General features: G+C 46.6%; 12 protein-coding genes and 2 pseudogenes. 8 read left to right on the top strand and 6 right to left on the bottom strand.

Translation table 11 applies throughout. The features are described 5' to 3' along the window. Window positions 1–11 precede the first annotated feature (11 nt). The 8 genes from P40081_RS18820 to P40081_RS18785 all read left to right on the top strand — a co-directional run bounded on the left by P40081_RS18820 (window position 12) and on the right by P40081_RS18785 (window position 7,343). Window positions 12–716: a response regulator transcription factor gene (locus P40081_RS18820; protein ID WP_042137605.1), complete on the top strand. Its 705-nt coding sequence runs from the start codon at window positions 12–14 to the stop codon at window positions 714–716. Further along, a complete protein-coding gene (locus P40081_RS18815; RefSeq protein WP_052421892.1) occupies window positions 713–1,744 on the top strand; it encodes a sensor histidine kinase in 1,032 nt (343 codons plus the stop codon). Before P40081_RS18820 ends, P40081_RS18815 begins: the two co-directional genes overlap by 4 nt. A gap of 87 nt (window positions 1,745–1,831) precedes the next feature. Next, a complete protein-coding gene (locus P40081_RS18810; RefSeq protein WP_039291976.1) occupies window positions 1,832–2,599 on the top strand; it encodes an ABC transporter ATP-binding protein in 768 nt (255 codons plus the stop codon). Continuing rightward, window positions 2,589–4,547 (top strand): ABC transporter permease, encoded by a 1,959-nt coding sequence (locus tag P40081_RS18805; protein ID WP_042137603.1) that lies wholly within the window; start codon window positions 2,589–2,591, stop codon window positions 4,545–4,547. Before P40081_RS18810 ends, P40081_RS18805 begins: the two co-directional genes overlap by 11 nt. A gap of 173 nt (window positions 4,548–4,720) precedes the next feature. Continuing rightward, window positions 4,721–5,173, top strand: coding sequence for a hypothetical protein (locus P40081_RS18800; RefSeq protein WP_052421891.1), 453 nt, complete (start codon window positions 4,721–4,723; stop codon window positions 5,171–5,173). Between the two features lie 65 nt (window positions 5,174–5,238). After that, window positions 5,239–5,790, top strand: a complete 552-nt coding sequence (locus P40081_RS18795; protein WP_042137601.1) for a GNAT family N-acetyltransferase — start codon at window positions 5,239–5,241, stop codon at window positions 5,788–5,790. A 142-nt stretch (window positions 5,791–5,932) separates the two neighbouring features. Further along, entirely contained in the window at window positions 5,933–6,355 is a 423-nt protein-coding gene (locus tag P40081_RS18790) for a MerR family transcriptional regulator (protein WP_042137599.1), read from the top strand. Window positions 6,356–6,371: 16 nt separating this feature from the next. Further along, the gene (locus tag P40081_RS18785) at window positions 6,372–7,343 is read left to right on the top strand and encodes an aldo/keto reductase (RefSeq protein ID WP_042137597.1); all 972 of its coding nucleotides are present in this window, start codon (window positions 6,372–6,374) and stop codon (window positions 7,341–7,343) included. Window positions 7,344–7,530: 187 nt separating this feature from the next. Here the strand turns inward: P40081_RS18785 and P40081_RS18780 are convergent, their stop codons facing one another. The 6 genes and pseudogenes from P40081_RS18780 to P40081_RS18755 form a co-directional block, all read right to left on the bottom strand. Continuing rightward, complete coding sequence (locus P40081_RS18780) at window positions 7,531–8,133, bottom strand: hypothetical protein (RefSeq protein WP_197074246.1); 603 nt, start codon at window positions 8,131–8,133, stop codon at window positions 7,531–7,533. A gap of 1,155 nt (window positions 8,134–9,288) precedes the next feature. After that, window positions 9,289–10,359 (bottom strand): tyrosine recombinase XerS, encoded by a 1,071-nt coding sequence (xerS, locus tag P40081_RS18775; RefSeq protein ID WP_042137595.1) that lies wholly within the window; start codon window positions 10,357–10,359, stop codon window positions 9,289–9,291. 332 nt (window positions 10,360–10,691) lie between these two features. Then, a pseudogene (locus tag P40081_RS37640) lies at window positions 10,692–10,907 on the bottom strand (transposase); the annotation flags it as partial. A gap of 57 nt (window positions 10,908–10,964) precedes the next feature. Beyond that, the gene (locus P40081_RS18770) at window positions 10,965–11,420 is read right to left on the bottom strand and encodes an RNA-dependent RNA polymerase family protein (protein ID WP_231575148.1); all 456 of its coding nucleotides are present in this window, start codon (window positions 11,418–11,420) and stop codon (window positions 10,965–10,967) included. 509 nt (window positions 11,421–11,929) lie between these two features. Further along, window positions 11,930–12,270 (bottom strand): annotated as a pseudogene (locus tag P40081_RS39400) (reverse transcriptase domain-containing protein). Between the two features lie 1,745 nt (window positions 12,271–14,015). Further along, a complete protein-coding gene (locus tag P40081_RS18755) occupies window positions 14,016–14,867 on the bottom strand; it encodes an aldo/keto reductase (protein ID WP_042137591.1) in 852 nt (283 codons plus the stop codon). Window positions 14,868–14,914: the final 47 nt, after the last annotated feature.

Here is a 14,914-nt window from a genome sequence, read left to right as displayed (position 1 = left end):
AGGTGAGCCAATTGTTCAAGATCATGATCGTCGAGGATGATATCAAAATCAGAACCCTGATGACCGATATCCTGCGCAAATACAGCTATGAAGTGGTGGAGGTTGCGGATTTCCTGCAGGTGGAGAAGATCTTCGAGCAGGAAGCGCCGCAGCTTGTGCTGCTTGACCTGAATTTGCCTTATTATGACGGGTTCTATTATTGCCGGGTATTCAGAAGGAAAACAACGGTGCCGATTATTGTGATCTCTGCAAGGGATGAGGAATCCAGCCAGGTGCTCAGCATGGAGCTGGGGGCGGATGATTATATCGTGAAGCCGCTGAATATTCAAGTGCTGCTGGCGAAGATTATGGCGATCATGCGCCGGAATTACGGGGAATATGCGGGCAAGCCGGAGCCGGAGAAAGAGCCGTTGCCGATTCATCTGGATGACCGCAATTTCAGTATTTCCTGCAAGGGAGCCGTTGAAGAGCTCAGCAAGAATGAATATAAGCTGCTGAAGAAGCTGATGGAGAATATGGATACCATTGTCACCAGGGAAGAATTGCTGGGAGAACTGTGGGATGATGTGCATTTCGTCGTGGATAATACGCTGACGGTCAATGTCACCCGGGTCAAAAGCAAGCTGGCCAGTCTCGGCTTTCAGGATGTAATCAAAGTCAAAAGAGGCGTGGGTTACATTTTTGATTCGGCTATGATCGGAGGGACCCGCCAGTGAGCATTAAGCTGTTTCGGGGTTTCATGCGTGATCATCTGTCGTTCACCCTTGTCTATTTTTTAAGTCATATCCTGGTGAGCGTATACTGCAATTTCTTTATCAGCAGCAATATCCAGCTCATGTACCTACTTAGCATCTATTTTTACGTATTTATTATATTTATGTGCTTCCGCTTGATCAAATACGTCTCCACCCACCGGGAAATACAGCTGTTATCCGAGAATATCGAGATTGAGGAGAAGGGCTATTCGTACGAGCAGCAAGCCGTTATTCAGCTCATTCACCGGATACACCATAGCTATCAGGACCAGATCTATGAGGTCAAAGCCCAGGCCGACAACACCCATAAGTTCATCTCGCAGTGGATACATAATCTCAAAACGCCCTTGTCAGTCATCGACCTCATTCTGCAGAACTACAAAATGAACCCCACCGGCCATGCCCTGGCCCTGCAGCATATCGAGGAAGAGAAGGATAAAATCCTTAGCATGCTGAACCAGATGCTGAAGTTCTTCCGCCTGGAGCATTTCACCCGGGACTATAATCCGGAGCCTATCAACCTGCTGGAATCACTCAGAAGCCTGATTAACAGCAAACGGAATCAATATATCTATAATAATGTCTACCCGGTGATCGAATGTGAGGACGAGCGCATTATGGTCATGACGGACAGCAAATGGAATACGGCGATGCTGGATCAGATCATCTCCAATGCAATTAAATACTCTGACTCAGGCGAAGCGACGAAATCCATCCACTTCCGCATTGAGCAGCGTGGCGACAAGGTGGTGTTGTCCATCCGGGATGAGGGGATCGGCATTGAGCCCGTCGATTTGCAGCGGGTCTTCCAGCCCTTTTTCACCGGAAAAAACGGACGTACCCATCACCAGGCGACAGGCATCGGCCTCTATGTCTGCTCAGAAATAGCCCGGAAGCTGGGACACCGTCTCACGATTACCTCGGAAGTCAATCAAGGCACAGAGGTGCAGATTTCTTACCTTTCAAAAATGAAAGATAACGTAATGTAAATGGATGGATATGGAATCCAGTGTCTACTACAATGAAGCTATAAGCTGTAATTGAGGATAAATATATGACAAACGGGAGATGAAACTGTGAGCGTAGTACTGGAAGTCAAAGAGGTTAAGAAGGTTTATGGTGTGCAGAATGGTGAGAATTCCACAGTGGCACTGGATTCCGTCAGCTTTAACGTAGAGAAGGGGGAGTTTATCGGCATCATGGGCCCCTCGGGCAGCGGCAAAACCACATTGCTGAATATCCTGAGCGGCATCGGTAAGCCGAGCTACGGCGAGGTTTTTATCGGGGGCAAGAATATCACCTCCCTGGATAAGAATGAAATGGCGCTCTTCCGCAGACAGCATCTCGGCTTTGTCTTCCAGGAATTCAATCTGATGGACAGTCTGACACTGAAGGAGAACGTCATGCTGCCCATGATCCTTGACAAGCGGGACAAAGCACAAATGGAAGCCAAAAGTGAAGAGATTATGAAGCTGCTGGGCATTGAGGAAATCGCCGGCAAGTATCCCTACAACATATCGGGCGGCCAGCAGCAGCGGGTGGCGGTCAGCCGGGCGCTTGTGAATGATCCGGATATTATTTTCGCCGATGAGCCTACAGGCAACCTGGATTCCAAGTCCTCCAATGCAGTGATGAAATGTATCGAGAAGATGAACCAGGAACGGGAGAGCACCATCCTGATGGTGACTCATGACGCCTTCGCCGCGAGCTTCTGCAAAAAGATCATCTTCATCAAGGACGGTGCCATCAGCATGGAGATTGTCAGCAGCGGGGTCCGCAAGGAGTTTTTTGATCAAATCCTCGACTGCCTAGCGATCATCGGAGGGGAACGAAATGACCTTTAGAGATGTCACGATTAAGAACTTCAAACGCAATGTGCGGAATTTCTTCTCCTATTTCATTTGCAGCGCCTTTGCAATTACGATCTTTTTCCTCTATGCCGCCTTGCTGTTCAATAACAGCATCCGGGAAGGGGCGACAGAGGATGTGATCCAGATTGTGCTAATGCTGAGTCTGGCTGCACTGACCCTGTTCTCGGTGTTCTTCATCAACTATGCGCATTCCTCGTTCATCAAGTCGAGAAGCAAGGAATTTGCCATCTTTATGTCGCTTGGGATGCACAAGAACGATCTGCAGAAGATTATCCTGCTGGAGAATCTGTTTATCAGTGTCTCCTCGCTCATTGCCGGGATTATCACAGGCGCGATCTTTTCACGGCTGTTCCAGAATGTGGCGATTGATCTGCTGGATCTGCAAGGGGTGTCCTATTCACTGAGCGCGGCGAGCTTCATCGTCACTGCGGTTGTATTTACCGTGATTTTTGCCGCCTCACAGATGATTTCAAGTGTTAAGGTCGGTAAGCTGGACATCGCAGATCTGATGAAGGATTCCCGCAAGCAGGATAACCAGGCGAAGACAAGTGATACCCGGCTTGGGCTGGTAGGTGTGGGGCTGGTTGTGGCCTCGATCATTTTCCTGGTGGTAATCTCCAATCACGAAAGCCTGAATACGAATCCTTTTATGATTATTACCTATATCCTGCTTAGCTTCATCGGGATCTACATGGTCATCTCCCATCTTGGGAACACATTGATCAGCTTCCTGAAGAATAAGAAATTCTATTACCGGCATATCCTGTCCATCACCGAAATCAATCACAAATTCAATCAGAACAAGCGGATTATGTTCATTCTGAGCATTCTCAGCGGGATGACTATCTTTCTAGTTGCTTCGCCATTCTCGCTGCTGCAGCTGTCGGAGAGCATCGCAGAACGAAATAAGTATGATATCGAGTATATCTCGGTAGCCGGCGTGCATGTGCTGGAGAGCGGACAATTGGAGCAGGTGCTGAAGCAGTCCTCCGAGCCGCTGAAGTCGGTCCAGGAAACCAGCTTCCTGAATCTCAAAATGAATCTGGAAGGAGATAAATACGATGTCCTGAAGACGAAGCCGATTGTGTCGCAGGACATGTACAACTCTCTGACCGGGGAGAAGGTAACGGTTGGCGCCGGGGAAGTTCTTAATATTGTTACGGCCTGGGAGCCGGGCACCCATGGCATTGGCGAAGGGGAGGCGATTCAATTCACGGATGGCACGCAAACCTTCAATTACAAGGTGAAATCATCCTATCACGGGGATTGGTTTGCCACAGCGAGCTCTTATCCAACTAGCTCAGGGATTGTAGTAAGCAATGAGGATTACAAGAATATGGAGTCCAAGGTAAGCCCGAATGCAATGGGTACCCACTACGGAATTGATTTTACAGCCTGGAAAGGGACAGAAGGGGTTGTCCAGAAGCTCAAGGATACGCTAAATGCTACGGATAAGGATGGAAGCGGGCAGATGTTTGCGGTAGCCTCCAAAGTGGATGCCTACAAGGAGCTGAAGAAGAACTATTCACTCTTCGTGTTCGTCACCTCACTGATCGGTGTACTGTTCTTTGTAGCAGGCGGAATGGTGCTGTATTTCAAGCAATATACCGAAATCGGGAACGCCACCGTCTTTTTCCGCAAGCTGTATAAGATTGGGATCAGTGATAAGGAGATAAGGTCGGTAGTATCGGCAGAGCTGCTCATCACCTTCTTTGTTCCGCTGCTGCTGGGCAGCATCTTCGGCTACTGCTTCATCTATCTAATCACCCACGTCATGAGCGGGTCCGACATCATTGGCGAATTCATGAAGAATACAACGATTGTGGTCGCGATCTATTTCGTATTCCAGCTCAGCTTTTACTTCATCACCAAGCGCAAGTACAGCCAGGAGGTTGTCCGGAAGCTGACCCGTGCGGCATAAGGTTTAGTATAGCTGGCAACAAGGCAGGCTGGGAATCGTCTCTGATTCTTGGCCTGTTTAAATGGTGTGGATCTTTTGATTTGTTTCTCCAAAAAGCGGCAGTCAAAGGCTGGATTCACGGTCCTGGTGCATCCGCTTTTTTGTTGCATCCATCTAAGGAAAGGATAAGCCTCATGAAATCTATGAATAAATCTAAGGTTATGGGTTGTTTGGCTTTGCTGTCATTCGTGATATTGGCCGCACTGTGGGTGTATTCGAACCATTCTCAGTCCGGTAACAAGAATAAGTATGTTAGAGAGTATGTGATTGGTGCTCCGGGAATCAAAGGTTCTGTAGACATTACGCAGTGGGGAGATGATCCGGCATATCATATTGGGGCAGACCGCAAAGGTTATGCAGTTTTCAAGGACCCGGAACAGGCGTTCGCCCGGGTGAAGATTGATTATGCTGCAGGTATTGAAGCTATCCGCAAAGAGTTTGAGCTGCGTCCTTTGTCTATGGAGAACTATCAGCAGTATGGTACATACGGATGGCAACTGACGGAGACGGAAGATGCGGATACAGTAACGCAATCGCAACTGGTGACCGCTTTTATGGATATTTTTGAGAATAGTTATGTTGATTGAGGGGTTTCAATATACAAGAATTTCATAGTTGTTCATTATATGATATAGAGAGTAGGAGAAGTCAGATGAAATATAACCGTACAGACCGGACCCTTGAAACGGACAGATTACTTCTGCGCCTATTTAAGCCAGCGGATGCGGAGGAAGTTAGAGACTATTGTAACAATTACAATATCTACCGGAGTACATTGACCTTGCCGTATCCGTATCCACTAGAATGCGCTGTGTCCTGGATGGCCAATCATGAGCAGAACTTTGACCTGGACCGGATGTATGAATTCGCAATCACAGATAGGAACACAGGCAAATTGTATGGAGCAGTCGGCATTTCCAACCATCAGCCATATCATAACGGTGAGATCGCTTATTGGATCGGGGAAGCCCATTGGGGTCAAGGTTATGGAACCGAAGCAGCCCGGGCAGTTATTGAATTTGTTTTCACCGAAAAGAATTACCACCGGGTATACGCACGTCATTTCGCATCTAATCCGGCATCCGGTAAAATCATGCAAAAGTGCGGAATGAGCTATGAAGGGACACTGAAAGATCATATTTACAAGAACGATTCATATGAGGATATTGTATATTACGGGATTGTTAATCCTGTGAAGGTATGATACGGCAACTTAAGAATCTAACAACCAATCGGCAGTTTATTCTCCCAAAATAACGCTTGCCTTAAAGTGTACTTTAAGGTTTAGGATGAGAAAGCACCAGCCGATTCCGTATGAAAATAACCGATAAGGAGCGATCCGGCCCATGGCATTCACGATCAAAGAAGCTTCAGAGCGGCTTGGTTGCCCGGCTCATACGATTCGTTTTTATGAGAAGGAGGGATTGCTCCCTTACATTAAGAGAGATAAGAACGGGAATCGACTGTTCGAACAAGATCACCTAGATTGGATCCGGTTGATGACATGTTTCCGGGCGACTGGGATGAAGCTGTCGTTGCTGAAGGAGATGGTGAATCTTGCACTGGGTGGTGATTCCACGATTCCACAGCGCAAAGCGATCTTGAACCATTACAAGGAAGATTTATTTCGCCGCCAGAACGAATTGGCCGAAGCGCTCGACGCCGTCAATAACAAACTGTCGATATACGAAGACATCGAGAAAGGGAGAATCCCTTCCGAGAGCCAACTGTTAATCAAGATGGAAGAGTCAGAGCGACAACAAACATAGAAGGAGGGATTAACAAATGCAGCAAAGAATTCTGGGCAATAGCAATATCCCCGTCTCTTCGATCGGACTGGGAATTATGGGAATGTCTCCAGGCATATACGGGGAGACTAACGACGAACAGTCGATCCAAACGATCCATCGCGCTTTGGACATTGGCGTCACGATGTTCGATACCGCGGACGTGTACGGGAACGGGCATAACGAAAAGCTGCTCGGCCGTGCTCTTCAAGGGCGCCGCGAGCAAGCCATTATCGCCACCAAGTTCTCGTACACCCCAAATTACGAGAGCATCAGTGGCCATCCTGATTACGTTAAGAAGGTAGTGGAGGATAGTCTTCGCCGTTTGAATACGGATTACATCGATCTATACTACCAACACCGCGTCGATCCGCAAATCCCGATAGAGGAGACGGTCGGAGCAATGGCAGATTTGGTCAAGGCAGGCAAAGTTCGGGCGCTCGGCCTGTCTGAGGCTTCCGCTTCAACCATTCGCCGCGCTCATGCCGTCTATCCGATCTCTGTGCTAGAGAGTGAGTATTCGCTCTGGAGCCGTGACATCGAAGAGGAGATACTCCCTACCGTAAGAGAACTGGGGATTACCCATGTGGCCTACAGTCCACTGAGCAGGGGCTTTATCTCCGGAGAGCTTCGCACTTTCGAGGATCTTGCCGCAGGCGATCTTCGCAGATGGATGCCGCGGTTCCAAGGAGACAACTTCCGGAAGAACATTGAGGTTGTCGACAAGATTAAGGAAATCGCGATGGTGAAGAACTGTACACCATCCCAATTGGCCATTGCTTGGACGATTGCCAACGGGGCGCTGCCTATCCCGGGTACGAAGCGTATCAAGTACCTGGAGGAAAATGCGGCCGCGGCTGATATCCTTCTCATGAAGGAGGACCTCGAACGAATCGATCAGGTCAGCCCCAAGAATGTCGTTCACGGCACGCGTTATATGAAAGAACAGATGACGCTGCTCGACGGCTAGACTAGAATCAGAAAAAGCAATGGTCCACGGGCTCCGTGGACCATTTGCAATTGAATATTGTTTTAGGAGATAGCCAACCATGAACGCTCATTTTACAGATCGAATCAAAATCGCTCCAGGCTTCTGGACGAGCCTAAGAGAAATCGGATAGAACCCATTGAAGTTGCGCGCCAATTGAGTCTTCCGATTAGAAGCCGCGTTCTTCGGTAGTTTCGTAACCATAGTCGAAGGTTTCTATAGTACCGTCATCATATTGAAGAGTAAGCTGGTCAATGATAATCCGGTCCAGGGTATTCTGGTATGTAAAGTCACTGTAAATAAATAAAGTCTCATCAGGCTCAACCGGCCCCACGTATTTAACGAGAAAGTTGCTTTCGCCACTTAGCTGATCATAAGAAGGATCGCCCACCGGATTATACGTGCTGATATGAGCTGTATAATAATTGATTGTCTTTCCGGTTAGGTTGTAGGCTTCCCAGGTAAGCTTAACAGCATCGGCTGAGTTCATGCTGTACTTGAAATCAATGGGCTCTCCAATGCCTTCTCCGGATGGGACGTCTGCCGGTAGCTCCTCAGCGTCATAGCCGGCAGAGTCATCACTGATGGTACCCGTATCATTGTCCGATGGCATATCTTCCAAGACAACGGGTTCCAGGGATGGAGAAGGTGCAGGTGCGACGTCTACTGCAGCAGCAGAGGGGATCTCAGTAGGGCTCGGCGGGATTTCTGCCGCAATGGGACTATTTGCCACAGTCTGCCCGCTCAGACGCGGGTCAATGCTAGGGGCCACATAAATCCCCAGGAGAAAAGCTATCATGATGGATAAAACAAAGATGAGAACTAGATTAAACCGACTCAAATACACACTCCCTTTAATGTTATTTATAATACGAACCTACTTATAATGACATGATCATTAAGGATTTGACAATATTTTTCTGGAAAATCAGACGGCAACGCCATCTCCAATGGGTTAGGGATCTTGTATTGTGGGTGGACTTATGAATTCCATAAATAATTTTGAAATAGCATTGATATATTAATTACAATATGTGTAAATAAATTAGTATGAAAGAGGGGGTGGGAATTTTATTGAAGATGTAACTTGTTCGTAATCAGTTAATAGAACTAAGGGTAGAACTTATAACGGATAATTGTTAGCAATTGTCTAAATGAAATTAATATCTAATCATTTAAGAGGACTAACTTAGAACTATATGACAAGAGTCTGACAAGAGTCAAATAAATCAGGTCGAATTATGATACTGAGTTTCAGGATTATAATTAAGACTGAATTAGGAATAACCTAAGCTTCACGGGATAATTCAGACGATCGAGTTACATAATCATCAAGCACAGCCTAATTAAGAGTGTCATAAACTTTAACAATATTTTGATGACGATACTAACTAAATGAAAAGTGTTGTGCCGATAAAAGAAAAAACAAAAACAATTTAGAAAACGATCTATGTAAAGATAAGAGGATTAAATCAGCATTAAAAGTACACAAGTACAATAAGCCAAATCAGATGCAAAAACGGATCGAAACAGCTTGAATTAGGCTGGTCTTATTTATTTACCTAGTACTACTTCACAAAACCCGTATTTTGTACATATGTCTTTGAGTTTGATTAAGCCCTTCGCTGACAGTTGTCGGTTGTCGTGTAAATTGACACAAAGTAGCATACCTTTTTGACACAAAGTTCCCTACTTTACGCTCTTTAAGCGAAAATACTTAGTAGTATTCATAAATTCAGAATAATTTATTTCAGCTAAGTAGTCATTCCTCCAAGCAGGTATGCAACTTTGTGTCATTTCTCCAAGTGGGTATGCATCTTTGTGTCACTCCTCCTAGCAAGTATGCAACTTTGTGTCACTTCTCTAAGCAAGTATGCATCTTTGTGTCATTTTTTTGTTTCCCTATTCAATATCATAATATTAAATACTATAAATCCATTTTATTAACTGCAATTCGCATTTCTTCGTCAGTTAAATGAGTATATATCATCGTAGTCTGTATCGATGAGTGCCCCATTTGAATTCTTAACTTAGGTACATCATTGTTCTCTTTATGATAGCGGGTTGCAAATGAGTGTCTTAACGCATGTACGGTTAGCGCCGGCTTGCCAAAAGCAATTGCGTATTTTTCAACGAGCTTCTCAATGGATCTTTGGTTTAAGCGGCGATTAGTTCCTTTACGCCCAACCGGTGCAGCCAAAAATAAATATGCTGCTGTTTTATCTGGTTTATACCTTGAATCTCTAACTTCAAGATAATTATTTAAATCCATTAATGCCTGCTCACTAAAATACACATACTGCTCTTTGTTGCCCTTCCGTATTACTCTCACCAGACCCTTATGAATATCAAGATCCTCTAAATTGCATCCTACAACTTCAGATAACCGAAGCCCAGAACCCAGAATTAAGGATACAATTGCTGTATCCCGTTCACGATTAAAGTGGTGGAAATTATAAATACGTTTATTTGACTTGAATATTTCTCCATAATCATGTGCAATGAATTTTCTGAAAGATTCGAAATCGTCGTCCCGTAATATCTTACCTTCGATTCGGTTGGCGATCGTTTCCTGACTTTCTTTAACAGCATTCAATTCCATTTTTGCCATCACATTTCGCTGCAAATATGGCTTCAAATCAGAAGTCTCTGCTTTGTTCTGGAGATAATCAAACAACGATTTTAAAGAGGAGAGCTTTCGATTTATTGTTATTTTGGTATTACCTAACTTGTATTCTAGAAAAGACAAGAAATTTTCTACTTCGCGCACAGTCAAAGTTTCAAGTTGAGTAAGGCTTACATTAATTCGCATATCTGCAGATAGATTTTCACTAACCATCCAGTCAAAAAATATAATAAAATCGTGACAATAATTTAAAAGTGTAGTGTGAGATAATTTCCGTTTTCGACTGTCTATGTATTCAGTGACGTACCAAGGTAACTCCAACAGTTTTTCGTCTATCCGTTTCATATAATTAAGCTTCACGTGTTTATCCATTTTACACCTCAGATCGAGATCAAGTTATATTAAAATTATAATCTTAATATATTTATTCGTCAAAATGGTATTTTACGTAATTAAAATGTCATATTTATTTTTTTGTCTTGTGGTATGTCATGAAGCTGCAGTAAGAAATATTGATTCCTCAAAAGTTTCCGGGCTATTCCCTTGACTTATACTCTAATTAAGATCAGCGGTGCTCGTCCTTAATGGGTTGTATGAAAAAAATGTGTAATCGGACTGTAGAGGCCGAGATCACACTGGTGATCCGGCTTTTTATTCGTTGAATTGAAAAAGCCTCCGTTATAAATATGAGCATTTTACATAATTCATTTTCCAGAAAAAAATAAGGTTACACTTAGCGCAGAAGCAAGCAAAACAATGGCATTCAAATATTGGTGAGTCGTGACTTTCTGAATGCCCCAAACATGCAATTGGTCTGCGGTTAGGTACGACTTCATTCGAGAGTTACATCGTTCTACACTTGTTCGTTTGTTGTAGAGTTCTTTCCATTTCCGGCTTTCTCGGTGTGGTAACGCATAACGGCCATCTTTCGATGTAGAGAATGATCCACGCACAGTCCGTATGTTTCTTCACTGCTTTCATAAGCAGCCCATGATTGATGTTGTCGAACAGACCTTTAATGTCAAATTCCAACACCCAATCATATCGCCAACATCTGGTTCTTGTGACTCGAACGGCATCAATCGCAGATTTCCCCGGTCTTTATCCATAGGAGTCGGTGTGAAATATAGGTTCCACGATCGGCTCAAAGACAACTTCACTGTCATTTGCGCGATTCGATCGGAGACCGTTGGAATCCCCAATATTCTTACTCCGCCATTCTTCTTCGGTATCTCTACCGCCTTAACTGGCGGAGGAAAGTAACTTCCTGAGGACATTCTATTCCAAATTTTAAAGAGGTTGTCTTTCAGGTTTTCCTCAAACTTTTGAATCGACTCCTCATCGACTCCGGTTGCTCCCTTATTCGCTTTGACTCGTTCATACGCTTCCCATACGGTGTGCTTTGAGATTTCATACGACTTTGTTTTGTCCATTGGTTCCTCCCACTTTCGCGGTTGACGTATTTCCAAAACGGGATAACACAGTCCCTTGGCTCCGCCACCTTTTCAATGGGGTCATCGCTACTACGGGCTATTCCGCCCCTATACTCCGCATTTGTACTTTCATCCTTGCGGGATTACCGCTTGGATTTTTCCATTCGCATCGGAGTTTTAGGTTCCCACGTTCCGAACAAAAGCCTGTGTTACGTTCACCCCGCCTTCATGCCGGTCATCATCTGGACAGTAAACAGGTTTCCTCCAGACTCCTCCCAGGCCAACGACTCCCTCCTGGTTTTGATGACATCCCTACGCTTTCGACACTTTATCAGCCATTGACTTGTGTTCGTCTCCATACACTCACCTGACAGAGTTTTGCCCTGCCTTTTCCTTAACGCTCACCACCACGGCTTTTGACCACAACAGCTTAAGGTGGTTTGAAGCCTCCGCCTGCACAGCGGCTCGGAAGGGCCCGCCTTCATCTTCTGTTCAGCATTGTTTGGCTCTTACGCGCCTTGCATTCGTAGCGCACAATCGTCAGCGAAGCGCGTCAGTCGGTACCCTCTGTCCGTCATTTCATGGTCGAACCGATTCAGGTAAATGTTACTAAACAGCGGACTTACTACGCTACCTTGCGGCGTGCCGCTCGCTGTCGCGTATTTCTTCCCACCTTCCATGTACCCGGCTTCGAGCATTTGTCTGACCAATTCGAGAATTCTACCATCGTTACTTGCTCCGCAATCCTGTCGACCAGCGGTTCGTGATGAACCGTTCCAAAGAAATCTCGCAGGTCTGCGTCCACAATCCATTCGCACCCGTCCATCATCTCGCGGTAAATCTTCCGCATGGCTTGGTGCGTTGACCTACCCGATCGGTATCCGAAACTGCATTCACTGAACAAGGGTTAGAAGATAGGTTCCAGCCTGTTTTTCAACACTTGCTGGCAGACTCTGTCCCTTATCGCCTGGATGCCGAGCGGACGCTTCTCGTTTGGCTTCCCTTTCTTGGGAATGTGAATTCGTCTGACCGGCATCGGTCGGTACGTCCCTTGTTTCAATTCTTCGTGCAGCTTCTTTAGCTCCACTTCGGCTACAGCTTGGAAGGCCTGGATGGTGACCTTGTCAGTTCCACCACTACCTCCGTTTGCCCTCACCGTTTCCCATGCCATTTCCAGGTTTGTTCGGTGATACACCTTGTTGACTAATGAATGAACCTTTCGTCCTGTGCCTTCTGCTTACATGCGCTTCGTATCCTCCGCCTGCAAGTTTTGGGTCTTTCACTTAGGGAATATTCCTCCCTTGCCGCTTACTCGCGAAACTCATGCCAGCTCCGGTCTCCATAAAGCGAGCCGCCTTCCCCTTCTGATTTACCTTTTGGGTGAACAGAAGGCAGTCACACCAAGGTGACTTTTTCGTCCGTTCGTAAGTAGTATGCAGCACTCCGACTTCTCGCCGTGCGTCCGGTATGCACTTCGGGATTTCCTTATAGCATCCGTTACTGAAGCTGCCGCGTATTCTTTGAAGCGGTAGACGCGGCCCGACCGCTTCGACTTTGTTTATCCACTCGTCCTGGAAGTGCACTCGTTTCAGACACGACGAGATCTCCGTGGGTCACAACGTCATCTTCCGTACCATGCCGCCCGCACACACCTAGGTGCGATGGGTGGACTAGAACGCCTTCGTCTCCATAGTGCAGACTCGACCTTGCCCCATCTTTGGCCGACCGGTTCGCGAGTTCGGGTAGCCCCGATTCACTACGGCCTGGTACTTCTCCTCAAGCCCTTTAGACTCTGCCTCGCGATAGACGCTCTGCCCTCCAGTAAAAAAAATACCGGACCCCGAGGCGTTACCCCCAAGTTTGGATATGAGCTCCCTAGTCCGGTGCTCAGCGGGACTTTAACCCAACTGATGATCGTGCTGCCACGCACGCACTATGAGCCCCTCGGACTCCCTTCCCACAGACGGTTCATTTCATCTTCTGGACTTATTGAGCACCTCTTTAGGGGTTCCTAAAAAAAATCCGTGCGGGGGAGGGTCTCGTAAGTAACACTGCATTATCTTTTGACCCATGCCGTTCCCTCTACGCCGGAGGATTCTTCACCGTTGTTCCAAGTTCTGTACAGCTTCATGGCCTTCATCCATTATACGCGAGACTCGGCATCCTCTTCTCCCCTTCGCAGAGCCTATTGGACGACGCAGCAGGATTCACTTGAAGTTACGGCCTGGGTTGTCGCTCTCCCGGTCTCTGACCGGTACTTTTGTCGATGCCGCTTTTACACACAGATTTCGCCATGTGCAAGCATCCTAGCTACAAGAGTGGCTTGGCCCCTCTCTTGGTTGGACTTGCACCAACTAGATAATGCGTGCCTCTGGGCACGCCCAAATAAAAAAAGGATCAACCTAAAAGAACTGGTTGATCTCATAATACGAACGAGCAGGATAGAGGTCCGGTGGTTCCATGTGTTACCTGCAGATAGCAGCAGTTTTGCTATGCATAGAATTCGATGTTCAAGTAAAGAAAGGACAGGGGCACCCTGTCCTTTCTAATAGATGAGGATAAACGCGTGATGAGTTTACTGTTCGATCAAGGAGATTACAGTTCGACTCTCGAGGTGCCCAGCATCTTGGCAGATTTCGGATCGTGGAAGGATAAGAATAAACTCTCCCGCGTATCGAGGGTGGAGATTTGTTCGATATCGTCTGCACTCAATTCGAAATCGAAAATGTCGATGTTTTCGATGATCCGCTCTTTTCTCACCGATTTTGGAATTACAACGACTTCACGCTGAACAAGCCAGCGCAGCACGACCTGGGCGACGGACTTGTTGTGTTTTTCTGCGATCGAGGTCAGCACTTCGTTGCCGAACATGTTGCCCAGTCCTTCAGCGAACGGCGCCCACGACTGGTGCTGCACTCTCTGCTCTTTCATAAAAGCGGCGTTCTCAGTCTGCTGGTAGAACGGGTGCGTTTCGATCTGGTTGACTGCGGGCACGATTTCGTTATGCACGATGAGGTCCATCAGACGGTCGGGCAGGAAGTTGCTGACACCGATCGCCTTGATCTTGCCTTCGCGGTACAGGTCTTCCATCGCACGCCAAGCGCCGTAGTAATCGCCGAACGGCAGGTGAATAAGGTATAGATCGAGATAGTCGAGCTGCAGCTTTTTCAAAGATTTAGCAAACGCCAGCTTGGCACTCTCGTAACCTGCATCCTGAACCCAAAGCTTGGTCGTGATGAACAGCTCCTCACGCGGCACGCCGCTACGCTTGATCGCGCGTCCAACCGCTTCCTCGTTGAGGTAACCGGCCGCGGTGTCGATCAGGCGATAACCAGCCATCAGCGCGTCATATACGGCGTTCTCGCATTCTTCAGCATCTGGCACTTGAAAGACACCAAAGCCGATGATTGGCATTTTCACACCATTGTTCAATGTTACGGTTTGCATTGTAATTCCTCCCAGTGTTCAAATGTATAAAGCAAACGGCACATATC

The sequence above is a fragment of the Paenibacillus sp. FSL P4-0081 genome (assembly GCF_000758565.1).
Classification (GTDB): Bacteria; Bacillota; Bacilli; order Paenibacillales; family Paenibacillaceae; genus Paenibacillus_AQ; species Paenibacillus_AQ phytohabitans.
The sequence above is the reverse complement of the archived record's forward strand: the minus strand, read 5'-3'. Positions and strand labels throughout refer to the sequence as shown.

Bases quoted from the DNA above. Each gene is read 5' to 3' on its own strand.
- P40081_RS18785 (WP_042137597.1), top strand. From the start codon at position 6,372: ATGCAGCAAAGAATTCTGGGCAATAGCAATATCCCCGTCTCTTCGATC.
- P40081_RS18795 (WP_042137601.1), top strand. From the start codon at position 5,239: ATGAAATATAACCGTACAGACCGGACCCTTGAAACGGACAGATTACTT.
- P40081_RS18800 (WP_052421891.1), top strand. From the start codon at position 4,721: ATGAAATCTATGAATAAATCTAAGGTTATGGGTTGTTTGGCTTTGCTG.
- xerS (WP_042137595.1), bottom strand. From the start codon at position 10,359: ATGGATAAACACGTGAAGCTTAATTATATGAAACGGATAGACGAAAAA.
- P40081_RS18805 (WP_042137603.1), top strand. From the start codon at position 2,589: ATGACCTTTAGAGATGTCACGATTAAGAACTTCAAACGCAATGTGCGG.
- P40081_RS18790 (WP_042137599.1), top strand. From the start codon at position 5,933: ATGGCATTCACGATCAAAGAAGCTTCAGAGCGGCTTGGTTGCCCGGCT.
- P40081_RS18770 (WP_231575148.1), bottom strand. From the start codon at position 11,420: ATGGACAAAACAAAGTCGTATGAAATCTCAAAGCACACCGTATGGGAA.
- P40081_RS18755 (WP_042137591.1), bottom strand. From the start codon at position 14,867: ATGCAAACCGTAACATTGAACAATGGTGTGAAAATGCCAATCATCGGC.